24 protein-coding genes are annotated in these 24,517 nt (G+C 40.2%); 5 read left to right on the top strand and 19 right to left on the bottom strand.

Annotated elements, in window-relative coordinates:
• Nucleotides 1-506: 506 nt before the first annotated feature.
• From ACTHOQ_RS17465 to ACTHOQ_RS17390, 16 genes are all read right to left on the bottom strand, one after another.
• Complete coding sequence (locus tag ACTHOQ_RS17465; RefSeq protein WP_440497422.1) at nucleotides 507-1,268, bottom strand: DUF3226 domain-containing protein; 762 nt, start codon at nucleotides 1,266-1,268, stop codon at nucleotides 507-509.
• The gene (locus ACTHOQ_RS17460; RefSeq protein ID WP_440497421.1) at nucleotides 1,269-2,357 is read right to left on the bottom strand and encodes an AAA family ATPase; all 1,089 of its coding nucleotides are present in this window, start codon (nucleotides 2,355-2,357) and stop codon (nucleotides 1,269-1,271) included.
• Between the two features lie 271 nt (nucleotides 2,358-2,628).
• Complete coding sequence (csrA, locus tag ACTHOQ_RS17455) at nucleotides 2,629-2,850, bottom strand: carbon storage regulator CsrA (RefSeq protein WP_440497420.1); 222 nt, start codon at nucleotides 2,848-2,850, stop codon at nucleotides 2,629-2,631.
• On the bottom strand, nucleotides 2,851-3,294 hold the full coding sequence (gene fliW / locus ACTHOQ_RS17450; RefSeq protein WP_440497419.1) for a flagellar assembly protein FliW: 444 nt from the start codon (nucleotides 3,292-3,294) through the stop codon (nucleotides 2,851-2,853).
• 14 nt (nucleotides 3,295-3,308) lie between these two features.
• Complete coding sequence (locus tag ACTHOQ_RS17445; RefSeq protein ID WP_440497418.1) at nucleotides 3,309-3,875, bottom strand: DUF6470 family protein; 567 nt, start codon at nucleotides 3,873-3,875, stop codon at nucleotides 3,309-3,311.
• Nucleotides 3,876-3,937: 62 nt separating this feature from the next.
• The gene (gene flgL, locus ACTHOQ_RS17440; RefSeq protein ID WP_440497417.1) at nucleotides 3,938-4,861 is read right to left on the bottom strand and encodes a flagellar hook-associated protein FlgL; all 924 of its coding nucleotides are present in this window, start codon (nucleotides 4,859-4,861) and stop codon (nucleotides 3,938-3,940) included.
• Between the two features lie 33 nt (nucleotides 4,862-4,894).
• Nucleotides 4,895-6,643: a flagellar hook-associated protein FlgK gene (flgK, locus tag ACTHOQ_RS17435; protein WP_440497416.1), complete on the bottom strand. Its 1,749-nt coding sequence runs from the start codon at nucleotides 6,641-6,643 to the stop codon at nucleotides 4,895-4,897.
• A 94-nt stretch (nucleotides 6,644-6,737) separates the two neighbouring features.
• Nucleotides 6,738-7,241: a flagellar protein FlgN gene (locus tag ACTHOQ_RS17430; protein ID WP_440497415.1), complete on the bottom strand. Its 504-nt coding sequence runs from the start codon at nucleotides 7,239-7,241 to the stop codon at nucleotides 6,738-6,740.
• 37 nt (nucleotides 7,242-7,278) lie between these two features.
• Nucleotides 7,279-7,539 carry a flagellar biosynthesis anti-sigma factor FlgM gene (gene flgM / locus ACTHOQ_RS17425; protein WP_440497414.1) on the bottom strand — a complete coding sequence of 87 codons (261 nt, stop codon included), beginning with the start codon at nucleotides 7,537-7,539 and terminating at the stop codon, nucleotides 7,279-7,281.
• A 169-nt stretch (nucleotides 7,540-7,708) separates the two neighbouring features.
• Complete coding sequence (locus ACTHOQ_RS17420) at nucleotides 7,709-8,119, bottom strand: TIGR03826 family flagellar region protein (protein WP_440497413.1); 411 nt, start codon at nucleotides 8,117-8,119, stop codon at nucleotides 7,709-7,711.
• A gap of 103 nt (nucleotides 8,120-8,222) precedes the next feature.
• Nucleotides 8,223-8,828: a ComF family protein gene (locus tag ACTHOQ_RS17415; protein ID WP_440497412.1), complete on the bottom strand. Its 606-nt coding sequence runs from the start codon at nucleotides 8,826-8,828 to the stop codon at nucleotides 8,223-8,225.
• Nucleotides 8,821-10,161 (bottom strand): ATP-dependent helicase ComFA, encoded by a 1,341-nt coding sequence (locus ACTHOQ_RS17410; RefSeq protein WP_502229924.1) that lies wholly within the window; start codon nucleotides 10,159-10,161, stop codon nucleotides 8,821-8,823. Before ACTHOQ_RS17410 ends, ACTHOQ_RS17415 begins: the two co-directional genes overlap by 8 nt.
• Before the next feature lie 756 nt (nucleotides 10,162-10,917).
• Nucleotides 10,918-11,760 (bottom strand): DegV family protein, encoded by an 843-nt coding sequence (locus ACTHOQ_RS17405; RefSeq protein ID WP_440497410.1) that lies wholly within the window; start codon nucleotides 11,758-11,760, stop codon nucleotides 10,918-10,920.
• A 172-nt stretch (nucleotides 11,761-11,932) separates the two neighbouring features.
• Complete coding sequence (locus ACTHOQ_RS17400) at nucleotides 11,933-12,448, bottom strand: nuclear transport factor 2 family protein (RefSeq protein WP_440497409.1); 516 nt, start codon at nucleotides 12,446-12,448, stop codon at nucleotides 11,933-11,935.
• Between the two features lie 970 nt (nucleotides 12,449-13,418).
• Nucleotides 13,419-14,093, bottom strand: a complete 675-nt coding sequence (locus ACTHOQ_RS17395) for a response regulator transcription factor (RefSeq protein ID WP_440497408.1) — start codon at nucleotides 14,091-14,093, stop codon at nucleotides 13,419-13,421.
• Between the two features lie 23 nt (nucleotides 14,094-14,116).
• Complete coding sequence (locus tag ACTHOQ_RS17390) at nucleotides 14,117-15,280, bottom strand: sensor histidine kinase (protein ID WP_440497407.1); 1,164 nt, start codon at nucleotides 15,278-15,280, stop codon at nucleotides 14,117-14,119.
• 162 nt (nucleotides 15,281-15,442) lie between these two features.
• On the opposite strand from ACTHOQ_RS17390, the gene ACTHOQ_RS17385 reads away from it, so the two are divergent.
• From ACTHOQ_RS17385 to ACTHOQ_RS17375, 3 genes are all read left to right on the top strand, one after another.
• Entirely contained in the window at nucleotides 15,443-16,078 is a 636-nt protein-coding gene (locus tag ACTHOQ_RS17385; protein WP_440497406.1) for a YigZ family protein, read from the top strand.
• A 135-nt stretch (nucleotides 16,079-16,213) separates the two neighbouring features.
• Nucleotides 16,214-17,263 (top strand): LCP family protein, encoded by a 1,050-nt coding sequence (locus ACTHOQ_RS17380; RefSeq protein WP_440497405.1) that lies wholly within the window; start codon nucleotides 16,214-16,216, stop codon nucleotides 17,261-17,263.
• A 123-nt stretch (nucleotides 17,264-17,386) separates the two neighbouring features.
• Entirely contained in the window at nucleotides 17,387-17,803 is a 417-nt protein-coding gene (locus ACTHOQ_RS17375; RefSeq protein ID WP_440497404.1) for a hypothetical protein, read from the top strand.
• Between the two features lie 320 nt (nucleotides 17,804-18,123).
• On the opposite strand, the gene ACTHOQ_RS17370 is transcribed toward ACTHOQ_RS17375, so the two are convergent.
• On the bottom strand, nucleotides 18,124-19,179 hold the full coding sequence (locus ACTHOQ_RS17370) for a glycosyltransferase family 4 protein (protein ID WP_440497403.1): 1,056 nt from the start codon (nucleotides 19,177-19,179) through the stop codon (nucleotides 18,124-18,126).
• A gap of 371 nt (nucleotides 19,180-19,550) precedes the next feature.
• Between ACTHOQ_RS17370 and secA2 the strand changes: the two genes are divergently transcribed.
• Entirely contained in the window at nucleotides 19,551-21,911 is a 2,361-nt protein-coding gene (secA2, locus tag ACTHOQ_RS17365; protein ID WP_440497423.1) for an accessory Sec system translocase SecA2, read from the top strand.
• Between the two features lie 3 nt (nucleotides 21,912-21,914).
• Entirely contained in the window at nucleotides 21,915-22,820 is a 906-nt protein-coding gene (locus tag ACTHOQ_RS17360; protein WP_440497402.1) for an accessory Sec system S-layer assembly protein, read from the top strand.
• Between the two features lie 413 nt (nucleotides 22,821-23,233).
• Here ACTHOQ_RS17360 and ACTHOQ_RS17355 read toward each other — a convergent pair whose 3' ends face one another.
• Both ACTHOQ_RS17355 and ACTHOQ_RS17350 read right to left on the bottom strand, forming a co-directional pair.
• The gene (locus ACTHOQ_RS17355; RefSeq protein WP_440497401.1) at nucleotides 23,234-23,782 is read right to left on the bottom strand and encodes a C40 family peptidase; all 549 of its coding nucleotides are present in this window, start codon (nucleotides 23,780-23,782) and stop codon (nucleotides 23,234-23,236) included.
• A 193-nt stretch (nucleotides 23,783-23,975) separates the two neighbouring features.
• A complete protein-coding gene (locus ACTHOQ_RS17350) occupies nucleotides 23,976-24,332 on the bottom strand; it encodes a hypothetical protein (RefSeq protein ID WP_440497400.1) in 357 nt (118 codons plus the stop codon).
• Nucleotides 24,333-24,517: the final 185 nt, after the last annotated feature.

The following is a 24,517-nucleotide window of genomic DNA, read 5'->3' as shown; positions in this document are numbered from 1 at the left end:
GATTTTAATAGAACAGATTTTGATTTTGATAGAAAAGTTAAGTAGCTTGATGCGACAACTATATTGACAAACACCGAAGAGCACTTATTTATAAATAAGCACTATATCCATTTCGGCAAATCGCCATTTTTGTATTTTAAAAATGGGCTTAAATAATTTTATATAAAAAAATCCTCTTATACCTTCATGTGAACTTTTTGCACATAGCGGATCAACTTGGCTCAAACTATAGTAAAAATCGTTTATCGTTTTAACTGATATTACTATATGGCTAGATTTAGCTCAATAACAGTTAGCATAATGTTTTATGCCTATAATTGTATCGACATCAAATACAGTAGCAATTGTGCAGGAAATTAATAAAACCACAATCGAAAATATAATAAATATAAAAACCGATTTCACAATTCCAGTATAGAAAAGTATAGTCTTGCATACTAAAAAGCCCTACGTAATAAACGTTTACGTATGACCTTTTTAATTTGAGGGAATTCTATAATTCTCGTTTACTTCAATAAATCTGCCATAAAACTTCTTAATTCATTTTGACTGGTGGAAGCAACAGTTAAATTACTAATCCACTTATTATCCTGAATTGATACTTGATTTGCTTTTCCGGGTCTTAATGCGTTAGCCATCACCCCAAATAAAACTTTTTCTTTACTGGAGATGGTCCAATTTCGACGGCGATATCGTTCAGATATGCTGTCAACATAAATCTGAGCATTTGCTAGTAAGTCAGGATAAGCGATTTTTCCGCCTTCTAATAGAAGATTTTCCAGCGTTCCAGTATTCATATTATCCGGAAACACATATATTCCAAATGCCGGAATTTGTTCTGAGACTTTTCCAATTATAGCATTGTCGAAAAGAGGGTGATAGTCTTCATCCACTTCCTCTTTTAGCTGAACTAGCAGATTATCAAAAGCCTCTTGTGCTGTTTTTGTATCAGCATCACAAAAAACAGCAACACCTGCCAGTTGTTCATATTCCAGGTTCAAGAGACTATTGAATGCTTTCGGAATGCCGGAATCTCCCTCTGCAGCTTGGATCGCAATACTATATTCATCATTGCTGTAAAATACCGGGACTGGCATTCGCTTTAATAAATCACCTTTAAAAGGAAAGCTTCTGGGAATTAGTCTTTCCCAATAAGGATCGATCTGTTCAATATTTCGTTGAAGAACTATATTTTTTTCTTTTAAAAAGCGGCCGATAGCAGCCGTATCATGGACACCTTCGACAATTAAATAATAATATTTCTTCATTTAGCGCACATCCTGTCCAAGCTCATATCTCAATACTTTTAAATTCTCGCCCGAAAAATACTTTATTTGGCTTTTATCATTCGCCATCCCCATACGATACACTGATAGATGCTCTGTATTTTCCGCATTTGCCTTTAACATCCCATCCAGCGCCTCTAAACTATGTGTAGTGGCAAAAAGTTGCACATTATGCTCTTTACAAATTTCCGTTAGCCATGAAAAAAATACAGGAATCAACTTTGTATGAATGCCCGTTTCGATTTCGTCAATCAAAATAACGCCACCTTTAAACCTTATTACTTGGGAAGCAATAACGAGCGCTTTTCTCACACCGTCCCCAAACATCGACACTGGCACTAGACCAAGAGTTTCATGCTGAATATAAGGCACTGGTCTACGTCGGTTTCGATCCTTGGACATTAATAGTTCAATTCCGTTAATTTTCGAATCAAATTGACGTAATGCTTCTATTAATAGTGGTCTTTCCCCATCTTTTACAAGGTCATCAATTAAATAAGGCGATAAGGGTGCACTACGATGATCGATTGCCGAAATAAAATGACAGTCAAATAAATTTTCTTGTTTTTTTATTGTTTCGAACTGCTTATCACTCGTATTAACAAGATGATGTTCGATAGGCTGACCATGTTTATTTTCGTCTTCATATATTGTAATGATTTGATTTTTAACAATCTGTTCATCAGCATCTAAAATTTCCATCTCGTCATCATAGCCACTTTGCACTAAAATAAACTCTTCTTCCGATAATGAACACGAAATATAGTGCTCTTTTTTATGCCATTCATAACCGATCTCGATTGGTTTTACAGTTTCACTAAAAAGCCACGAAATCAGCTCCTCAGTAGAAGTAGCCCTTATCAAGGGATTAAAATGTTGTTCACGCATTCTTGCCAATTTCAAAAAACCTTGCTTTGTCGAATAATTTGCAATCAAATAAACGGCTTCTAACAAAGACGTTTTTCCCGCATTGTTTTCGCCAACAAATAAATTAATTGCGGAAAAGTTATTTAAAGATACATCTGTTAATCCACGAAAGCTGTGAATATGCATTGCATTTAATTTACTCATTTTGCCTACCCCTTTTAATTAAACGTATTATTAACTTTGTGATTTTATAATATCGTAATGTTCTAATTTTATAATACTCTAACTTTCTGATTTTATGATTTAATAACCGTTCGATTCCAAATTTGAAGTGCTTTAACTATAGATATTGGTTTATTTATCCTTTACTATACACTTCTTTATCAGGTTCTAACATATCAAAGGATATCCATAGTGAAAAGGCATCAGAAAAAGCCAAATTATCTAAAATCATATTAGATAACTTGGCTTCATATTATTTTTTTAATTTAAACTGCTTCAGCGCATCAATCGAACTAGCCAGCGCTTCTTTATTCTGCTGCTGAATCGCTTCAAAAACTTCCGACCGGTGTACTTTTACAGATTTTGGAGCGACGATGCCGAGTTTTACTTGATCACCTTCAACCGAAATTACTTTCACTTCGATTTGATCGCCAATCATGATCGTCTCGCCTTTTTTTCGAGATAGGACTAGCATCTATTTTCCACTTCCTTTAGCTATAGCGATTTCATAACGCAACGGGTATTTTTCGCTATCGTGCAGGACGATCTGCTTTCCGAGCTTTTGTTTCGTATTGATAACAATTGGCGCAAGCAGGTTAATAGTAGAGTCCGGGAAATTTTCCTTTAATGTAATGACAGTATATGTAGCAACTTCGCTTTCTTCTTCCAATTGCAGCTGTTCTTTATCTTCTTCACTTAAATCGAATGCATAATCTTGTTTAAACGCAAATGGGTAGCCGACTACAAAGCCGATTTGCCCATCTTCCGTCGATTGCAATAAAGCGATCGGTAAATCTGCGTCCAAGCCTAAAAGGATATATTTCGTATATTCCTGAAAGCCTGGTAAACCATTTTCGAATGTAATGATTTCTGATTGCTCGATTTCCACTTCGCCTAAAAATTTCGTTTGAATGTTCATTTGGTCCGCTCCTTTTAGCCGATTACATCAATTTGCACATCCGGCCTTACGATCATTTTGCCACTTACTTTTCCATAAGTGAAGTCCATTTGCGGCTTGTTCACCTTTACGTCAATTTTCGGTTCATTGCGCTCGATATTGACGTCTGTAGTTCCTGGCGTTATATTCACTTTTACTGAGCCGATGGACGGGATGAACTTAATATTGTATGGACCCGGGCGTTCGGGACCATGATTTTGTTTGGCGATATTTTGGATAATCGACCGTCCTTGGTCTTTCCCCGCGCTCATCATGATTTGGCGCCCTTCGCCCATCCGTCGTGACATTCCCTTCATCATTTCCTGGCGTCCCATTTGCGCGTATTCTTTAATGACTTCACCGATTGGTTTGAGCCCTAAATCGCGCCACATTTGATCCATATTAATGTCAAGACGCGCATTTGTCGTATTAATTTCGACAGTTGCGGCTGGCTGGGATATGCTTAAATCGGCTTGTGGCTGTTGGATTCGCTGAAATGGCTTTGTAATCGTGTAGTCCATTTGAATATCGGTTTTTGCTATTTGAATTTGCGGGAATCGCATCCTTGTCCCTCCCTTTAGAATAAAAGCGCTTGGAACATGTCCAAACGCTTAGTTATTAAATATTAACGGATGAAATCTACTAACGTCTGCTGGATGATTTTAGCACCTACAGAAAGTGCTGCTTGGTGGATGGATTCGGTTGTTACCATTTCTGTAATCGTTTTTGCATAGTCCGTATCTTCGTTTAAGGACATTTGCTTCGTAACGTTCACTTCTTGCGATTTTAGTCGTTCTTCCATTAATTCGACACGATTTTGCTTTGCGCCCACTTCCGCACGTTTTACTAGTACTTTTTCATTTAACGAGTCAAGTCCCGGAATATTTGGATTACCGCCTGCTGTAAAGTCCACACCTAGTGCATTCCCAATTTGCTCACCTGTGGCCCCATTTTTTAAAAGAGTCTCAAGCTCATTCATAAAGGTATTGATTTCCCCGAATACTTCTGCACCTTCAATATTAATCGGCATTGATATTCCATCGAAAACATTGACCTCAATCGATTTTCCCAAGCCTGGTAAATCAGCTGTCGTTTGAATCGTGCCATCGCTTTTAAAAAGGGGACTGCTCGTATTCGTTCCCGAGAATATATAATTCTCTCCGACTTTTGTATTCGCTAAATCCTGAAGATGCTGTTTGATCTGCGAAATCTCTTCATTGATTTTTTGGCGATCTTCTGGAGTATTCGTATCATTTGCTGCTTGAATAATTAATTCTTTTACACGAATAAACGAAGTCCCTACTTGATCTAAAGCTTCATCTGTACCGTCCAGCCATGAATGGGCTTGATTCATATTTCTTTGGTATTGCTCATTCTTATCTAAATCGATTCGATAGCCCATCCCTTTTACTGCCACTACCGGGTCGTCGGATGGTCGGCTGATGATACTGCCTGAATTCAGCTGTTCCTGGTATTTCGCCATTTTATTATAGCTCGTATTTAAGTTACGCAGCATATTACTAGAGAGCATTGATTGTGTTACACGCATCGTACTATTCCCTTCTTTCTAGTATGTTTTATATTATAAACCTACGCGGCCCATGCCGTTGATGATTTTGTCCAGTGTTTCATCGATTACTGTGATCATGCGTGCATTGGCATTGTATGCTTGCTGGAAAGTAATCATATTTGTCATCTCTTCATCCAGCGAAACGGAATTGTGGGACGCACGATTGTTTTCGATTTGGAGACGGATTGTTGTTGAGTTGAATTCTAAAGTTGCCGCCTGCTTCCCTTTTACACCAAGGTCTCCAATTAGCGATTTGTAGAATGATTGGAATGTTCCGCCCTGCAAATTACCTAACACAGCTGATTGCAATGCGGCAAGCGCCCGGATATTTTTATTGTTTCCGTCTTCAGGCTTAAACATTGGTAATCCTGTTACAGGATCAATTGCTTGGGTATTCGTAGCTGGATCGATGATTGGTTCAAGCCCGCCTGCTGCAGCAACCTGTTTAGGATCAGTAATTGCCACCTTCATGTCTCTAGCAGTAGTTCCCCCGAAAAAGTCTACTCCTTGAAGTCCTGTCAAATCGGCTCCATCTTTATGGTGGGAATTAAATTGGTCAATAATCTCTTTTGCTAGATCATCAATTTTTTGCAGCATTTCAGGGTAAATTCCCTTCACATTGCCTGCCCCATCTTCATAGCCGTATGCATCAAACAATGCAGCTAATCTGCCTTTACTTGATTCAAGTGCGTTATGACTCACGTTTTCTTCATTTCGTGGGTAAACAAATTCCGGTACATTATAATTCGGATCATAATCAGTATGATTAGGATCTATCGCATTCGGATTGTATAATGGATTTGGTGTTTTAATAGGTACACTGGTCATTACAATATGCGAAAACGGTGAATAGCCGGCTGTTTGTGGATTGTCTACGTCACCATCGATTTTTTTATAAACTGGATTGCCTGCCCCGTCAAGAACTGGATTACCTGCAGCATCCAATTCTGGTCCTACTGACGCTAAACTCCCATACTCTTTTCCGCGTACTAAATCTATTGAATTGCCATTCGCATCCTTATACGTAATCGTCATACTGCCTTCAGCAATCGCAAGTGCATTACCGCCTGATTTCTCATAGGAAACCGAAACAGGAATAATATCATTTAGCTCATCAAGCAAAACATCACGTGCATCATAAAGGTCGTTTGGCATATAACCATTCGGCTCTACTGCCTGGATCTGCTTGTTGATGTCGGCAATTTGTTTGAGAAGGCTGTTCACTTTGTCTGTAACAACATTAATCTCATTTCCGATATTGCCTTGGATCTGCTTGAGCTGTGTGTCCATATAGTTGAACGATTCCGCTAAAGATTGCCCTTTTGAAATCATTACTTGGCGGGCAGCCGTATCTTTCGGGTCAGAGATTACGTCTTCCATCGACTTCCAAAATTCAGTGAATGCCTGATTAAGCCCGAATTCGGAAGGCTCGGACATAATATCTTCCATCTGGGAGATTGATTTTGTCGTCGATTGCCAGTAGCCTAATTTATTCGTCTCTTGACGGTATTGGCGGTCCACGAATTCATCGCGCATACGCTGCACGGAATGCGCTTGTACACCTGTGCCGATGTGGCCGGCAGTTGTTGGAGAGTTTAAGCCTGATCCAGGGAATCCCGGTGTTGTTTCCATATTGACGCGTTGGCGGGTATAGCCCAGTGTATTGGCATTTGAAATATTGTGGCCTGTTGTGTATAGAGCCGATTGCTGCGTGAATAGACCACGCTTACTTGCTTCAAGTCCCATGAATGTTGAGCGCATGAAATGGCCTCCTTGTAATAGATATTATTTTAAATGGCTTTTTCATAAAAAAACGCATGTACCGCTCCCGCTGCATGCGGAAACTTACATGCGATTAGGCTTTGAAATCATTGAAAGATCGTTTTGCAATTTCCGAACTGCCGCGTATTTCGGCACCCGAATAGTTGAATTGTTCTGTACGCTGCGGGCGCATAGCATCCAATGTAATATTGATGAATTGGAGTGAATTGAATACCATCTTCTGATTTAAATCATTTTGCATTTTCAGCTGATTCAGCAATGTGACTAAACGCTCGCGCACGTTTGCCAGCGCTTCTTTGGATTCACTGTTTTCAGCAGCATTTATCACATCGGCAACAGATGGCGTGTCAGTGAGAGCAATTCCTTTTGCTCGGAGGTAATCCGTTACCATCGACTGACGCTGTTGCTCAAGTGTATTAATCGCCGCTACATGTGCTTGTTCATTTTTTATGAGCTGATCAAGCTTTTCCATATCACCTTGCTTAATGTAATCCGTTTTCGCAAGTGCTAGCTCCAGCAGACTTTTGTGCATTTTCTCTAGCTTCTCCAGCGTGGCGACAATGTTCGCAATTGACATGTATTCAAGCGCTCCCTTACTTTAAAAATTTCTTCTCTTAGCCGCGATAGTATTTCAGCATGTCTTCCGCAACCTGTTTTGCGTCTACTTTGTATGTGCCGGAATCAATGTCTTCTTTAATCTTTTTCATACGCTCGGCACGTTCATTGGCAAAGCTTGAATTTGCCTGCATTTCTTTTGCTTTCGATGAAATTTCGATTTGATCTGCGAATGATTTTTGAGCATCTGCATTTTTTACAGGACGGGCTTGCTTATTATAAGAATTGATCGCTTGCAAACCTATTGGATTAATCTTCATGTTCATAGACCTCCCCTCAAATAAAACCTTTGTCTACTTTATATTTCGACTGCTTCATTAAATTGTTTATGCCTTCTTTAAAAAAACAATGCCTATGTTGAATGTTCCTTCATCTATTTTATACAAAACAAAAACGAAGCCCAATTCATACGACTTCGTTTTTGGCATTTTATCGTTTTTCCGAAAGATATGTTCCACGGCCGCGACGTTCTATGTCTTCTCGGAAATCCTTCGCTGCTTCAAATGTCCGTAAATCTGCCTTCAGCTCATGTTGGCATTTTTCGCATAGCTTCCCTTTGTTCGTCAAATGCCCGCAGTTATCGCATGGATAGCCGAGACTCGGGAATACAGCCGGATGCAATCTTCCTTTTCGCACCCATTTATACAACATCTCACGGTCAACCCCTGTCGCTTCCACAATACGGTCGACATTCGCTGCGCGGTTTTCGCGTTTACGCAAAAAGCGGTACACCACTTGATACATATCCTCTTCTTTTTGCGCACAGTTATGGCATACTTCCCTCAAGCCAGTGTAATTGAAAAACTCTTGGCATACCGGGCAATTTCTTAATTCAGCCATTTTTGCCCCTCCTTTTCTCATCCAAATTCTTCTTATTTAATTATACATAATGCAGCATCTTTTTCATTGACAACTTTCAAAACTCTTTAAATATAATTCCGTTTTACCCGTGAATTAATGTAAATCCGCGGACAGTTTTTGCGCCTGCCTGAAGTAGCGCTTTTTTCGCATGCTTCAATGTAGTGCCTGTTGTATAAATATCGTCCATTATGAGCAAGTTTTTATCTTTAATTTCATCTTGCCCTGTCACTGCGAATAACTGTGATGTTTGCAGTCTTTGCTCCCGCGTTTTCAGCGATTGCTGCTCATTGGAAAGCTTTACAAGATGATGTGCAAACGGAATATCGGCAGCCTTCAATAATTCGTCGATATGAGCAAAAGTTCTTACACTCAAACTTTCGGGATGCATCGGTATCGGGATAATTAGCCGTTTTTCATTTTTCAGCTGCTCATGGAGTATTTTATTGAAGGCATTCGCGAGTATAACATCATGCAGGAATTTATATCGGTGCAAAAAATCCTTCATCGCTTCATTATAATAGTATAAAGACATAACCCAATCTTCTTGTTGCTGGTCGATTCGTTGAAAGCGCTGTTCGCAGCGGGGGCAAATTGTTTGCGGCAATGTTTTGCTGAGCAGCTCTTTCCAGCCGATAGTATGCTGAAGTTCGCGCTCGCATAGCAGGCAGTGCATAATGGGTTTATTCATAGTGATTCATCTCCATTATTTTTTTGCGGGCCGTATCCATTTCAACTGTAATGCCGTGATGGAAAAGTACAATATCACCTGCCGGAAACTTCATATTCCGCCCCACTCTACCGCTAATTTGAATGAGCGCACTCGCGTTAAAAATCGGACTTTCAGCGCCAACTACCGCAACTTGAACATTTTTTATCGTAATGCCGCGCTCCAAAATCGTTGTCGTCAATAAACCTTTTCTTTCTTCGTTGCGCAGCTGCAACACTTTTTCTTTCCTATCAGGATCTTCGGAATGGACGCTTTCAATTGTTTCTTCTATTTTCTGAAACTGCGGTGCTGCCTGTTCCATTAATTCGATTGTCGGAAAAAAGATGAGGAATGGCTCATTATGGTGAAGCCTTTGTTTAACCCATTTTTCGAGTTTTATGGGAATCTTCTGTTTGCGCAGCGCTTTTTCGTAATTCCAAAGCGATTGAAATCTCGGTACAGGCAATACATAGCCATGGAATCTGCGTGCGATAAAGGAGTAGCCCCAATTTTCCTTTTTCTGCTGGATGATCAGTTTCGTCGAAGGGGTGGCTGTAACAAATGCGATGGGGGCACCATCTTTTTTCGCTTTAACTACTGCTCGCTGCAATGCCTCGTCGAATGTATAGGGAAATGCATCTGCTTCATCGACAATCATGACATCAAACGCCTTTTCAAACCGATAAAGCTGATGTGTCGTCACAAGAACAAGCTGCGCAAACTGGAGGTCATTTTGCGCCCCTCCATAAAGCGCATGGATTGCAATATGCTGAAACACTTGCTGGAAGCGTGGGTAAAGCTCAAGCACAACGTCAGTTCTCGGTGTTGCGACACATACTCTTTTCCCCGCTTTTAATGAATGGTATATCGCGGCAAAAAGTATTTCTGTTTTTCCTGCCCCGCATACCGCATGGACAAGATGGTTGCGATTTTGTTCAATGCTCGCCGCCAGCTCATCGGCCGCTTTTTGCTGGTGAGGGGTGAGCTTGCCTGTCCACGTAAAGTCAATTGTGGATTTTCTTTTTTGGGGACCGGTTTCTTTAGCTTTCCATTTAATCAATTGATCACAGCTGCACATGCGCCCCATCATAATGCAATGGCGGCAATAATGGCATATTTTCCTGCACCTCGCACAGGGGAAGGCTATGAATTTTTGATGCTGCTCATTGAGACATCGCCGACAAACAAGCTTCGGTTGTGTGGATACGGCCGGCATTATTTCGAAATAACCTCTTTTTATATAAGCTTCGATTTTCGGCTGCGGGAAAGGTGTGTTGAGGCGTGACCAAATTCGGCCCGCGAAGAAATTTTCAATAGCAGGTTCGACGAGAAATCCAGTGTAGCTTGTGTGTTTGTGTACTTTGGAAATGAGGTACCGATTTTTGATTGCTGTGGACATAAGTTTCGCTCCTTTAATTGGTTTTGGGTCGGTATTGGGGGAGATGAAATGAGAGAAATGGAATGGGAATTGGGATTTTCGGGCGGGGGGTTCTGCTTTTTCGGGCGAGGGATTCTACTTTTCTCTTGAATTGTTCTACTTTTCGGGGGCTGTGTTCTACTTTCTGCCCTAAAGCTTCTACTTTCCCGGCTGGATGTTTTACTTTTTCCCGCGGTTTTACTTTTTGGGCGGGGGGTTCTACTTTTCACTTGAATTGTTCTACTTTACGGGGGCTGTGTTCTACTTTCCGCCCTAAAGCTTCTACTTTCTCGGCTGGATGTTCTACTTTTCCCCGCGGTTCTACTTTCCGGTCGGGATGTTCTACTTTTCACTTGAATTGTTCTACTTTTCGGGCGGAGTGTTCTACTTTCTGCCCTAAAGCTTCTACTTTCTCGGCTGGGTGTTCTACTTTTTCCCCGGGATTCTACTTTCCGGGCGGGATGTTCTACTTTTCACTTGAAATGTTCTACTTTTCGGATGCTGTGTTCTACTTTCTGCCCTAAAGCTTCTACTTTCTCGGCTGGGTGTTCTACTTCCTCCCCCAGCACTTCTAACTCCCACTTATTTTCTGTATAGAAGAAAAAAAACAGCCGCTACCCGTAAACTAAGTAGTGACTGTTTTGCATAAATTGATTACTTTTTCATCCAGCCCATTGCTATGGCGCCTTCGCCTAAATGCGTGCCGACTACTGGACCGAAGTAGCTTAACGTGAAATCGACTGTTGGATAAGCGGCCGCTAATGAATCCATCCATTCGCGTGCTTCTTCCTCACAGTTGGCGTGAATAACCGTCGCTTGAAGTGCACCGTATGTTTCGACAGACGAAGCTAATTGCTCTTCCACTCGACGCAGTGCTTTTTTGCGTGTACGAATTTTTTCAAACGGCACGATTACTTTATCCTGAAACGTCAAAATCGGTTTGACCTGTAAAAGACCGCCAATTAACGCAGCGGCTGCTGATAGTCGACCGCCCCGTTGTAAATGTTGTAAATCGTCTACAATAATATACTCATTCATCGTATGCTTCATTTCATTCAAGTGCGCCATAATTTGTTCGCCCGATGCGCCTTCCAAAGCTAGTTTCGCTGCTTCCTTTACATACATTCCTTGTAAATATGCTGCAACTTCCGAATCAAATGCGTATATTTTTGTCCCCTCTACCATATCGCTTGCCTGCACCGCTCCTTGGAAAGTTCCGCTAATGCCGCTTGATAGATGGATCGTTACAATTTCATCATAGTCTTTTGCTAATGTTTCAAAAAGCTCGACAAATTTTCCGATTGAAGGCTGGGTTGTTTTTGGAAATTCCTTTGCACCGCGCACTCGATCATAAAATTCCGAAGCTGTAATATCAATTTCTTCATCGTAAAATGTTCCTTCAATATTAACGCTTAAAGGAATCATATGAACATTATACGCTTTACGTTCTTCCAGCGTTAAATAGGCTGTACTGTCTGTAATAATTGCTGTTTTCATTACTCCCACTCTCCTATGCTCCTTAGTTTACATGAACTCTATGTAATTGTGAACGAAAAATTGCCTTTGTTGAAAGGAACTTCCCGCCATAAAAAATTATTATTATACCAAAAAAACATCTTAGCTTTTATTTGCCTAAGACGTTTTTTCCTCTTTTATATAAATTCATTTTTTATTCACTGCCAATATAATAAATGCTTGAAACTTTCCAGTCATCTTCATTCACGAATACCGTTACTTGTCGGCCCGCCCCCGAAAGTTCAGCACCCGTTTCAATTTCTTTCGTTTCTGTCTTTAAATTGGAAAATACCTGTGCTTCCTCTTCACTATATTTTACAATCGTTATGTCTTCAGCAGTACGTCTTACATCATATTGATCAAATACCTCTGAAACAGCTTGGACATCTTCTTCATAATTAAAGCCTTTAGCATTTTTTGAAATAATATTTTTATAACGTTCTAAATCTTTTTCATTAAAGGCAGCAATATATTCATCAAATGCGGATATAATATTATTTTTTTCATCTTCTGGGACATTTGCAGCTTCTTGAATCGTTTCACCTAAAATTTCAAAACCTACCGTTCCATCATCAATCGTTTTTTGCAAATTTTCCGGTGATTCGTCTTTTTTGTCCCCACAAGCTGCAAGCACAAACATCGCCATGGCAGCTATTAACCATTTTTTCATATCTTTACAACCTCCTGCAAAACATTTTAGCACACAACTATTGAAAATTCGATGACTCGAATGATTCTTCAACTATCTACAAAACATAATGACGAAACTTGTTCACAGATGTTTCACGGAATAAATTGTAAAGGAAAACTTGGTTATTGCTAGAATCGCATATTATAAAGGCCAAAGCGTTCTCGTTTCTAATTTTTATGGGAATGCTTCTACTTTTCATCGCAGACTTTCTACTTCTCTAGGGAATTGTTCTACTTTCACAGTGCTTTGTTCCACTTCCAGGCCAAGGTATTCCACTTTCGCAACGATGCGTTCTACTTTCCTGCATACTTCGGCTCATAACTGCTCTCGCTTTTACTTTTCACCGGAAACTTTCTACTTATTTCGAGAATTGTTCTACTTTCGTGCTCGGAAGTTCTACTTTCGGCAGGCGATGTTCTACTTTCGCCCATGGAAGTTCTAATTTCGCCTGAGGAGCGGCGGTACTTCCACTTTCCGGATGAAATTTTCTACTTTTGACGGAAATTGTTCTACTTTTCACGCGCGATGTTCTACTTTCGTGCCCGGGAGTTCTACTTTCGGCAGGCGATGTTCTACTTTCGCCCACGGGAGTTGGGAGTTCTAATTTCGCCTAGGGAGCGGCGGTACTTCCACTTTCCGGCTGAAATTTTCTACTTTTGACGGAAATTGTTCTACTTTTCATGCACGATGTTCTACTTTCGGCTACAGGGGTTCTACTTTTCACGCGCCATCTTCTACTTTCTTGCCAAGATGTTCTACTTTCCCCGTGCTTTATTCCACTTCCTCGCCAAGATATTCCACTTTAGCACCAAGGCATTCCATTTTCGCAACTGGGCATTCTACTTTCCTGCGTAGTTTGACTAAAATCTGCCGCTTCCTTCATTTTAATCTCAAAAAAAAAAACAGAGACGCTTGATAATCGCATCTCTGTTCTCTCGTTTATATGTTATTAGCGTACTTCTACCCAGCCGTTTTTGATTGCCGTTACGACTGCTTGTGTACGGTCGTTTACGTTCATTTTTTGCAGAATGCTGGATACGTGGTTTTTAACCGTTTTTTCTGAAATGTATAAAGTCTCGCCGATTGTACGGTTTGACTGGCCATCCGTTAATAGTTGGAGCACTTCGCATTCACGCTTTGTTAGTAAGTGGAATGGACGGCGGATTTCCGTTTGGTGGAAATTGCCTTTGTTTTCGTGCTCTGATAAGCGACGGAATTCCGCCACTAAATTCTTTGTTACTTTCGGATGTAAGTATGAGCCGCCATTTGATACGACTTTGATCGCTTCAACAATTTCGTCTGCATCCATTTCCTTCAGCATATAGCCAAGAGCCCCTGATTTTAATGCATGTGTCACATATGATTCATCGTCATGAATTGATAAAACCATTACTTTCGCATCTGGATATTCCGCGATTAAATCGGCTGTCGCTTCCACACCGTTTTTGCCCGGCATATTAATATCCATCAATACGACATCCGGCTTGTTATCTTCATATAAGCTTAATACATCTGTCCCGTCATCGCCTTCTGCAACAACCTCAAATGTATCTTCAAAATCTAAAATACGTTTTACCCCTTCACGGAATAATTGATGATCATCTACAATAATAATTTTCGTCATTTTAAGACCCCCTGAAATTCTATTTATAAAAATTCTTCCTCTTCTGCTGGTATTGGGATTTTCATTAAAACCGTCGTCCCTTTACCAATGACACTGCTAATTTTCATAGTGCCTTTTAGTAAATCAATTCTTTCTCTCATTCCAATGATACCGAAAGATCCTTCCCGAATGCTTTCTGTATTGAATCCTGCCCCATTATCTTTCACGACAACATTTATTTCGTCACATAACCACTCAAGTTTTACAATAATTTGGCTGGAATTTCCATGTTTCAACGCATTGTTTACACTTTCCTGCACTAAACGGAAAATTGCAACCTCATAATCTGTAGGAATTCGGCGTTCATTATTGTAGGATACAAACTGAATATCGACACTAGGATTATATTCCATAATAGTAGATAAATACTTTTTCAATGTAGGACCAATTCCTAAATCATCGAGTGCCATAGGTCGTAAATCATAAATGATGCGGCGTACTTCGGATAATGCATTACGAACACTGATTTTCAAGTCACTAATTTCTTTTAATGCGGCGTCGGCTCCCTTTTCCCGGAAAATACGGTCGATCAGATTCGAACGCATGAGCACATTCGCCATCATTTGCGCAGGTCCATCATGAATTTCACGCGATAAACGTTTTCGTTCCTCTTCTTGGGCAGCAATAATACGAATCCCAAAATCTTGCTTTATTTTTGCTTGTTCCAATGCTGCACCGACATGCTTTAAATCGGTCGTCAAAAAACTAATGACAACATTTACTTGGTTCACTATATGATCTGCTCTTTCAATCGTATCATAAAGTGCACGTAAACGTCTTTCTAAATCGTCACGCTTATCTCTTAATTGTTTCTCGCGCTCTCGACAAAGGGAAACTTTCAATTGTAAATTACTTGTATTTTCATAAGCTGCACGAATTTGTTCTTCGGAATGATCGTTAAAATTTTTACTTACCACTACTAACCGATGTCTTGATAACTGCAATAATTTTTCCAAGTTGTCACTTTCATCGATAGTAATCTTAATTTCTTGACGAACAACTTCCAATTCTTGTTGCATGTCTTCAAAACTTCTGCGACTTTGTTCACTTATAATAAATATATCATCTTTTGAATTTGTAATAGTTTCCAACATTCGATTAAAAATCACATCAAGCGAGGCGATATCTATTTGATTATTTTCAAGCACTTTTCCCACACCTTACTTAGTCAGAATGTGAACTACTTCTATCTTTTTGTCCAATTTACTACTAATATAGTACATACATATTATAGCATTATTTAATCACTTTTTAAGATATATTATAACCACAAAATCAGACATTAAATGTAAAAATGAGGAGAATTGATAATGAGAAATAACTATATTACTGTCAAAGGTTATGGAGAATCAGAAATTATCCTATCAAAGTCACGCTTTCTTACTTATATAGATCGGGCGGAATCAGAAGAAGAGGCATTGCTTTTTATAGATAAAATAAAAAAAATGCATGCATCTGCTACCCATAATTGCTCATGCTATATGATTGGCGAGCATGACCAGATCCAAAAAGCGAATGATGACGGGGAACCAAGCGGCACTGCGGGCGTCCCTATGTTAGAAGTTTTGAAAAAACAAGGTTTGAAGGATACAGTTGTTGTCGTTACACGATATTTTGGCGGGATCAAGCTTGGCGGTGGCGGCTTGATACGCGCTTATGGCAAGGCGACGACTGAAGGAATCGCTGCTGCCCAAGTAGTCGAGCGAAAATTACATTATTTGATGAAAATCGCGATTGATTATGTGTGGTTGGGGAAAATAGAAAATGAGATTCGCAGCTCACACTACACATTGCGTGATATTCAATATGGGGAAAATGTGGATATTTATGTGTACGCTTTAAAGGAAGAGGAGCAAACATTTATTAAGTGGATTACCGAATTGACAAACGGACAAGCCATCATAACAAACGAAGACGCGCTTTTTATCGAATTTTTGAAGGAATAATGCTGTCCGTACTATAGTTTGCTATCGGTCACTTTACGACAAAAGTAGATAGTAGTATAATAAGCAAGATTGCAAACTAATTATAATATTCATATTAAATATAGCAACCTATCCCTAACCTAGAGGAGAATCTTTATGAAAATAAGAAATAATAAAAAGAAAGGCTCTTCGAAATTCAAATTATTTCTCAAAGTGACGATGCTTCTAACTTTGTCGTTGGCAATTTGTGCGACTGCATATGGCGTCTATTTGACGAAGCAAGCCGAACACGCCGCAAATAATGCATATGAGGTCATCGAGGAACGTATAATTCCTGAAAAAAGAGAAGTAAAAGTTGAGCCCGAACAAGATAATGTATCTGTTTTAATTTTAGGTGTTGACGATAGCGACACGCGTGGACAAGGTGCAGATAACTCCCGTACAGACGCTCTTTTGCTTGCTACATTAAACAACAAAACAAAAACGGTTAAATTACTCAGCATCCCGCGTGACTCATATGTGTACATCCCGCATATCGGTTACAACGATAAAATCAATCACGCCCATGCCCGTGGTGGCACACTTGCTTCCATTGAAACAGTGGAAGAATTATTCGATATTCCGATTGATTATTATGTACGTGTAAACTTCAATGCATTTATCGATATTGTCGATGCATTAGGCGGCATTGAAGCAGAAGTACCATACACTATGCTAGAAAAAGATGAATTTGACCGCAACACTGTAAGCTTGAAACCTGGTTTGCAAACTTTGAATGGCCGCGAAGCTCTTGCTCTTGCCCGGACTCGTAAGCAAGATAGTGACATCGAACGTGGTAAACGCCAACAAGAAATCATTAAAGCAATCGCTACAAAAGCCGCATCATTTACATCCATTACGAAGTACGATGATATTCTCTCGGCAGTCGGCAATAATATGAAGACGGACATGTCGTTCTCCGAAATGAAATCTTTCTTCAGCTATTTAACAAGCGGCATGCCCCGTATCGATACGTTAACGTTAGAAGGATATGATGATATGTCGACAGGGGTGTACTATTACAAATTGGATGAAGAAGCTCTCGACGAAGTAAAGCATATTTTGCAAAGTCATTTAGGGCTCACTCCTGAATCAACAAACATTTCAGGCACTAACTCCCAGTCCAACTCAGCGTACACAACAAAATCAAATACCGATACACAATAACAACAGCCAACCTCCGCAAATTAAGCGGGGGTTGTTTTTTTCGCGGAATTTTAAGACAGAAGTTTCTGCCATTTGATATTTCAAAGGCGGCTTCTCCTTCTCCGGTAAACTGTTCTACTTTTTATGCAAAAGATTCTACATTTCAGGCTAAAGCTTCTACTTTCACTGCTGAAGCTTCCACTTTCCAAGGCAAAGTTTCTACTTTCACTGCTGAAGCTTCCACTTTCCAAGGCAAAGTTTCTACTTTCTGCAATGAGTCGGCGGAAATATGGCGCGTTTTCTACTTTCTTTGAGTTAAGTTCTACTTTTGGCGCAAATTCTTCTACTTTCCTTGCATCAAGTTCTACTTTTGGCGCAAAATCTTCTACTTCCTTTGTATCAAGTTCTACTTTTCAGGCAAAAGCTTCCACATTCCGAGGCAATCGTTCTACTTTCTGCAATGAGTCAGCGGAAAAGGGCGCGTTTTCTACTTTCCTTGCATCAAGTTCTACTTTTGGCGGAAAATCTTCTACTTCTCTTGCACTAAGTTCTACTTTTTAAGCGAAAGATTCCACATTTCAAGCTTTAGCTTCTACATTCCGCAATGAGTCGGCGAAAAATGGCGCGTTTTCTACTTTCCTTGCATCAAGTTCTACTTTTTCCGCAAAATCTTCTACTTTCCTTTGTATCAAGTTCCACTTTCCATGCCATAGCTTCCACTTTCAGCACAAGAGATTCTACTTCCTTCATCTAATCGGCTAATAAAAAAGACGCTTTTCAATTACTCGGCACAACGCCCTCATTCCGAAGTCTCTTCCAGCAAATTATTATCCAAAAAAAACAAGTAAACAGCAGAACGCCATTTACTTGTTTCGATCTTTTCATTTATTGAATATCCTCACTAAATTGAGCAATGGTTTATAGTTTTTGCCGGCGAGGCCGATAATTTCCACGAATAGCTCAATTGCCACTAGAATGACTGCAATGAGTAAAATTGCGCCCCACACTTTTGCCATTGAGAAGATGATGGCGGCGAGACCGAACATTGCGGCCATCGCATAAATGATCATCACTGTTTGGCGATGCGAGAAGCCTAAATCTAATAAACGGTGATGCAGATGGGATTTATCCGGATCTGACCATTTCTGCCCGCTGCGCAGACGACGCACAATGGCAAAGAATGTATCGGAAATCGGCACACCAAGCATAATAACTGGAATAACGAATGAAATAACCGCTATGTTTTTAAAACCTAAAAGTGAAAGCACCGCAATCATAAACCCTAAAAACAGCGCACCTGTATCCCCCATGAAAATTTTCGCGGGATGGAAGTTGAAAAACAGGAAACCGATCGTCGCGGCAGCCAATATTGCGGCCATCGCAATTACGATTCCATTGTGCATGAGCATCGCCATTACAGCCAATGTCATTAAAGCAATTGTTGATACACCTGCGGCAAGTCCGTCAAGGCCATCGATTAAGTTGATGGCATTTGTAATTCCGACAATCCAGATAATTGTAAAAGGAATCCCTAGCCATCCAAATTCCAGTTCCCCGCCGAATGGCAAGTTAATATTGTCGATTTGAATACCGCCGCCAAATACGACGATGCAGGCAGCAATAATTTGGCCGACCAATTTAGCCTTTGCGGAAATTTCACGCATATCATCAATAATACCTGTAGCTACGATAATTGTCGCAGCAATTAAAATCGCATATAAATAATCACTTTGGAAATTCGTGACAAACTTTAATAGTAAAATCCCAATCATAAACGCGCCAAAAATAGCTAAGCCACCTAGTCTCGGCATTATGCGCGCATGCACTTTACGGTAGTTCGGGGCATCTACAGCGCCAAGACGGAACGCTAATCGCTTCACAAGCGGAGTAAGTATAATGGCCGCAATAAAAGCCACGATTAAAGACACGTAAATCATGTCTCTCCTCCTTAATTTTTGTAGTATCAAACATTACATTTAATCGTAGCATTTGAAGTTTCATTAATGACTCTACATTTTTATTCATGATAAGTATAGCATGAACATTTCATAAAATATAGCTATAATTACGTCAACTATATGAATAGCCAGTATAGACTGTACAACTATCATTATTCTACTTCATTCTTTTTTAACATGAGAAACCAATTATTATCAAAAAAATATCATGCCTCATTCCAAAACAAACCATTTTATTTCTATTATTCCTATGATTTCCCTTATGTTCAGTAGTCATTCGAAGCAAAATTTGATAAAATAATTGAGTGTCTACTATATTAAAGTAGCCAATTTTAAAGGAGAGTAAAATGATGTTCTCAATTTTCAAACGCAGTAAAGAGCAAACAAGTGCTCGAGAGCTAAAAAGATACTACAAAACTGTAGAGCAAATTAACAAACTCGAAGCAACATATAGTCCTATGTCAGACGAAGAGCTTCGGAATATGACATTTACATTTAAAGAACGCTTGGAAAACGGCGAACAGCTTGTCGACATTATCCCTGATGCATTTGCTGTCGTTCGTGAAGCTTCAAAACGTGTGTTGAACATGCGCCATTTTGATGTGCAATTAATCGGCGGACTTGTATTAACAGAAGGCAATATTGCCGAAATGCCTACAGGTGAAGGTAAAACATTGGTTGCCTCGCTCCCTTCTTACGTTCGGGCATTGGAAGGCAAAGGAGTTCACGTAATTACGGTTAATGATTATTTGGCAAAACGCGACTTTGAATTGATCGGGCAAATTCACCGCTTCTTAGGCTTGACAGTCGGACTGAACGTACCGATGATGGAACCGGCCGATAAAAAAGAAGCCTATAATGCGGATATTACATATGGTGTCGGAACTGAATTCGGTTTTGACTACCTGCGTGATAATATGGCACATACGATTGGCGATAAAGTGCAGCGTCCATACCACTTCGCCATTATCGACGAAGTGGATTCCGTATTGATTGACGAAGCGAAAACGCCGTTGATCATTGCAGGTAAAATGGGGGCAAATGAAGAATTGCACCGCATTGCCGCAATGTTGGCAAAACGTTTCAAAGCCGAGGAAGACTATGATTTCGATGATGAAACGAAAGCGACTTCCCTAACAGATCAAGGAATCGAAAAGGTTGAAGCTGCATTTGGTGTTGATAATTTATATGATTTAGAGCACCAAACATTGTATCACTATGTCATTCAAGCTGTGCGCGCACACGTAATGTTTGAGCGCGACGTGGATTACATTGTGCGTGATGACAAAATCGAGCTAGTCGATATGTTTACCGGCCGCATTATGGAAGGCCGTTCACTTTCAGACGGTTTGCACCAGGCGATTGAAGCGAAAGAAGGCGTGACAATCACTGAAGAAAATAAAGCACAGGCACAAGTAACGATTCAAAACTACTTCCGTATGTATCCGAAATTGTCAGGGATGACGGGTACTGCAAAAACTCAGGAAAAGGAGATTTTGGAAGTTTACGGCATGCGCGTCATTCAAATTCCGACGAATCGCCCGCGCCGCCGTCTTGACCAGCCCGATATCGTATTCGAAACGACCGAGCAAAAATACGAATACGTGGCACAGGAAGCTTTACGTCGCCATGAAAAAGGGCAGCCGGTCTTAATCGGAACAACTTCTATTTTACAATCCGAAAAGGTTGCAAGTTTCCTGAAAAAATACGGATTGGAATTCCAGTTATTAAACGCGAAGACAGTGGAGCAAGAGGTTGAATTAATCTCGGAAGCTGGTCAAAAAAATCGTATTACAGTCGCAACAAACATGGCAGGGCGCGGTACGGATATCGTGTTGGGCGATGGTGTTGAGGAGCTGGGCGGTCTATTTGTCATCGGTACGGAAAAGCATGAAAGCCGTCGTGTCGATAACCAATTGCGCGGACGTTCCGGTCGTCAAGGAGATTTAGGCGAAAGTCGATTCATCCTATCGATTGAAGACGATATGTTCAAGCGTTTCGCAAAAGATGATGTTGAAAAATTCCGCAAAAAAATGACTACAAATGATATTGGCCTTGTTCAGAATAAAGAAGTGACAGAGCTTATCGAACGTACACAGCGTATTGTCGAAGGTGCACACTTCTCTATGCGCGAATACAATTTAAAACTGGATGATGTTATTAATGATCAACGCCGAATTGTATATGATTTACGCGACAAAGTATTAAAAAATGAAGATATTATCCCTTTATTAGTTCGTATGATGTATGAAACAGTGGACTTTGCAGTGCGCGAAAATGCCCCGGAAGATAAAGATGTCATTGAATGGGATTTCGATAAAATGGAGCATACCGTCAATTCACTATTCATCGAGCCTGTAACGGTAAACCGCGATGAAACAAAAGTGAAAAATTTATTGGATGCAATGGACCCGCCAGTTAAACAATTAAAAGCGGTTATCGAAAGCTTTGCGGAAAACGAGCAAATTATGGCTGTCATTCCGAAAGTAATGCTAAGCTTCATCGATCATATGTGGGTAAAGCATTTAGAGCAAATGGCCCACTTAAAAGAAGGGATCGGCTTACGTCATTACCAGCAGGAAGATCCAATGCGAATTTATCAACGAGAAGGCCTGGAGCTATTCGGTAAAAACTATCAGGAGCTTCGCCGCAAAATTGTTGAAGAGCTTGTAACATTTATGAAAAACATTACGTTGAACGTGGAGGAATAAAACATGGGGTTATTCGATTTATTTAAAAAGGGCGATAAAGTGGGTAAAGATAGTGCCGTTGATTCGTCATCAGTCGTGAAAACATCTGGACAAACATCAAAAAAAGATGCCAATCGCGATGTCATCACAAAACTATCTTTCCATCCTGAATGGGATGTACCACAGGAGCAAAAATATGTATTCAACTTCTTGGCAAATGATTTAGCGCCATTAAAACCAAATCAATTATCATTATCGGCAATTAATATCGAGCCTTCGCCGGCAAACGGTTCATGGAATGTAAAAGCGTTTTTCCGCTCTTCATTATCGGAAGCAATCGAATTGGGCGAAATTGAGCTATTAATTTTGGATAAAGACGATAACCGTTTAGCTTCACATTACTTTGATTTTAAAGAGCTTGGTGTCATCCCTGCCGAAAGCGCGCGTCCATGGATTTTCACATTCCCTGCTTCTTCCATTACAGCAGAAGAGGCACCTGAGGAAGGCTGGAAAATTTCATTCAACTTATTATCATTGCGCGGACACCAACTGGATTTGGATGACACATGGAAAAAGCAATTGCCTAAAGATCAGCAAGAGAAGCTTGTGGAAATCGTAAAAACATTGCCGAAGCTAGGAAAAACCGAAGTCAACTTCACAGGATTGCAGGCAAAATTAAATAATGACGCCAGTTTGCATGCTTCCATCTTCATCCGCAACGGGCATGAAAAAGCGATTAACTTGGAGCAATTGCCTCTTGAAATTATCGATGCGCGCGGCGTAGTAGTAGCAAAGGGCTCATTCAAATTAGACCCTGTATTAACTGTACAGCCAAATACGACAAAACCTTGGACTTTCATTTTCCCGAAAGAATTAGTGACAGTTAAAGGCATTGACCTTTCACGCTGGACAGCTCGAGTTCCTCAATAGAATCAATTTACACACAGCACTGGATTTCTAAGTGCTGTGTTTTTTAATGTAGCTTAGAGTGGCGGGATTGAGAGGGAGATTGTCGTTTTATCTGCCATGTATGCACTTATGCATGCGCCTAATGTGGAAGCTTTTAGGCATAATGTAGAACATTTCACTGGTAATGTGGAATCTTTGGCGCAGTATGTAGAATCTTTTGGACACAATGTAGAAACTTCAGCCGCTAATGTAGAACTCTTCCCCCATAAAGTAGAACCGCGCTCCCTTTCGTCATTTAACGCAGAAACTTCCGTACCTAATAAAGCGCCACTCCCCAATTAATATCGAACACCCTAAAATAAAAATCCCCCACCTATTTTAATAAGGTGAGAGATTTGAATTTGCAGTATGTAGTAGTATGTATATGCTATGTATTATTCTGCTTCTGGAGTGTTGTCTACATCTGAGTCATCTTCAGTTGCCGCGATTGCTTCGGCTGATGAGAAGTTGGCGATGCGTTTTGCGCCTACGTATTTGTTGCCCCAGTAATATTTATCGTTAATGCTTGTTTTGATAACACCCTTGCTCGTTGATGAGTGGATGAATTTTCCTGAACCGATGTAAATCCCTACATGGGAAATGTTTTTGCCTGATGTGTTGAAAAATACTAAATCTCCTGGCGCAAGGTCGCTTTTCTTGACTTCTTTGCCTTGGCTGTACATGCCTGAAGATGTGCGATCTAATGAAGTGATGCCTAATTCTTTAAAAACGTGACGAACATAGCCTGAGCAATCAAAACCGCTTGCTGATGTCCCGCCGTATGCATAGCGAACCCCTAAATACTTAGAAGAGATTTTGTTTAGCTCTTCAACAGAGTAAGCCGATTCTGCAGAAGCTTCGTTTTCATTCACCGGTGCGAAGAAAATGACGAAGGCTGCTGCCAAAGTTAGTACCGTATTGCGTATTAATTTAAAGTAATCCATCGTGTTCCTCCAACAACTCAATTAATTTTCTGAAAACTTAACTGTTATTAGGTTAACACGAGAATATAGTTTGTAACATTACAGTTATGTAACAATACAGTTACACTTACCCTAAATTGGGATTTATAAACACGTAATAAAAACCCATTAATAATAGGGATTTCAACCTATCCCTTAAAATATATTCGTTATATTATGTAATAATTAAACAAAATGAGGGTTTTTTCGTAACATTTGTAACATTATGCAATGTTATGTAACAGAAAAAAGGACTAATAAGCTTGAGGGCACTGAAAAAGACTCTTAAGTACAAGTGAGAGAGTACAGGAACGAAAATTCGCAACTGTACTCTCTTTTTCTTCAATGCCGTTGATTTCCATTGCGGCGGACGCGTTTCGCGGGCATGGCTCCAGCCTTCTCCATCGCTTCTTTCAGTCCGGTTGCTTCCGCTCGGTGCTCCTGTCGCTTTCGCTTTCGTCGCAAATAGCCATTTCCTGTTCCCGCAGATATCGCCGCCTCCATTCCAATCAACTGGAGCTGCTTTCATCACTAGAAGAATTTTCCCCTCGTACAATCCCGCAAGTTGAGATGAAGGGGTTCCGCTAGTACCGATCAGGAAATCAGTTTGACTGCCCACCACGTTAATAAATAGGCGGAAAAATGAGACTGTCGATTAACTCAAGTAAATTTGTATTTCCACGTGATTTTTTTGATTCTTAATTTATTGTCTGTTTT

The organism is Solibacillus silvestris (assembly GCF_051967575.1).
GTDB classification, from domain to species: Bacteria; Bacillota; Bacilli; order Bacillales_A; family Planococcaceae; genus Solibacillus; species Solibacillus silvestris_B.
This window is presented reverse-complemented; position numbering and strand designations above follow the sequence as displayed.

Excerpts from the sequence above, each read along its gene's own strand:
- fliW (WP_440497419.1), bottom strand. The coding sequence starts at position 3,294 with ATGAACATTCAAACGAAATTTTTAGGCGAAGTGGAAATCGAGCAATCA.
- ACTHOQ_RS17395 (WP_440497408.1), bottom strand. The coding sequence starts at position 14,093 with ATGACGAAAATTATTATTGTAGATGATCATCAATTATTCCGTGAAGGG.
- ACTHOQ_RS17420 (WP_440497413.1), bottom strand. The coding sequence starts at position 8,119 with ATGGCTGAATTAAGAAATTGCCCGGTATGCCAAGAGTTTTTCAATTAC.
- ACTHOQ_RS17400 (WP_440497409.1), bottom strand. The coding sequence starts at position 12,448 with ATGAAAAAATGGTTAATAGCTGCCATGGCGATGTTTGTGCTTGCAGCT.
- flgM (WP_440497414.1), bottom strand. The coding sequence starts at position 7,539 with ATGAAGATTAATCCAATAGGTTTGCAAGCGATCAATTCTTATAATAAG.
- ACTHOQ_RS17360 (WP_440497402.1), top strand. The coding sequence starts at position 21,915 with ATGGGGTTATTCGATTTATTTAAAAAGGGCGATAAAGTGGGTAAAGAT.
- ACTHOQ_RS17380 (WP_440497405.1), top strand. The coding sequence starts at position 16,214 with ATGAAAATAAGAAATAATAAAAAGAAAGGCTCTTCGAAATTCAAATTA.
- ACTHOQ_RS17430 (WP_440497415.1), bottom strand. The coding sequence starts at position 7,241 with ATGTCAATTGCGAACATTGTCGCCACGCTGGAGAAGCTAGAGAAAATG.
- flgK (WP_440497416.1), bottom strand. The coding sequence starts at position 6,643 with ATGCGCTCAACATTCATGGGACTTGAAGCAAGTAAGCGTGGTCTATTC.
- ACTHOQ_RS17385 (WP_440497406.1), top strand. The coding sequence starts at position 15,443 with ATGAGAAATAACTATATTACTGTCAAAGGTTATGGAGAATCAGAAATT.
- ACTHOQ_RS17355 (WP_440497401.1), bottom strand. The coding sequence starts at position 23,782 with ATGGATTACTTTAAATTAATACGCAATACGGTACTAACTTTGGCAGCA.
- ACTHOQ_RS17445 (WP_440497418.1), bottom strand. The coding sequence starts at position 3,875 with ATGCGATTCCCGCAAATTCAAATAGCAAAAACCGATATTCAAATGGAC.
- ACTHOQ_RS17415 (WP_440497412.1), bottom strand. The coding sequence starts at position 8,828 with ATGAATAAACCCATTATGCACTGCCTGCTATGCGAGCGCGAACTTCAG.
- csrA (WP_440497420.1), bottom strand. The coding sequence starts at position 2,850 with ATGCTAGTCCTATCTCGAAAAAAAGGCGAGACGATCATGATTGGCGAT.
- ACTHOQ_RS17370 (WP_440497403.1), bottom strand. The coding sequence starts at position 19,179 with ATGATTTACGTGTCTTTAATCGTGGCTTTTATTGCGGCCATTATACTT.
- ACTHOQ_RS17405 (WP_440497410.1), bottom strand. The coding sequence starts at position 11,760 with ATGAAAACAGCAATTATTACAGACAGTACAGCCTATTTAACGCTGGAA.
- flgL (WP_440497417.1), bottom strand. The coding sequence starts at position 4,861 with ATGCGTGTAACACAATCAATGCTCTCTAGTAATATGCTGCGTAACTTA.
- ACTHOQ_RS17460 (WP_440497421.1), bottom strand. The coding sequence starts at position 2,357 with ATGAGTAAATTAAATGCAATGCATATTCACAGCTTTCGTGGATTAACA.
- ACTHOQ_RS17465 (WP_440497422.1), bottom strand. The coding sequence starts at position 1,268 with ATGAAGAAATATTATTATTTAATTGTCGAAGGTGTCCATGATACGGCT.
- secA2 (WP_440497423.1), top strand. The coding sequence starts at position 19,551 with ATGTTCTCAATTTTCAAACGCAGTAAAGAGCAAACAAGTGCTCGAGAG.
- ACTHOQ_RS17375 (WP_440497404.1), top strand. The coding sequence starts at position 17,387 with ATGCAAAAGATTCTACATTTCAGGCTAAAGCTTCTACTTTCACTGCTG.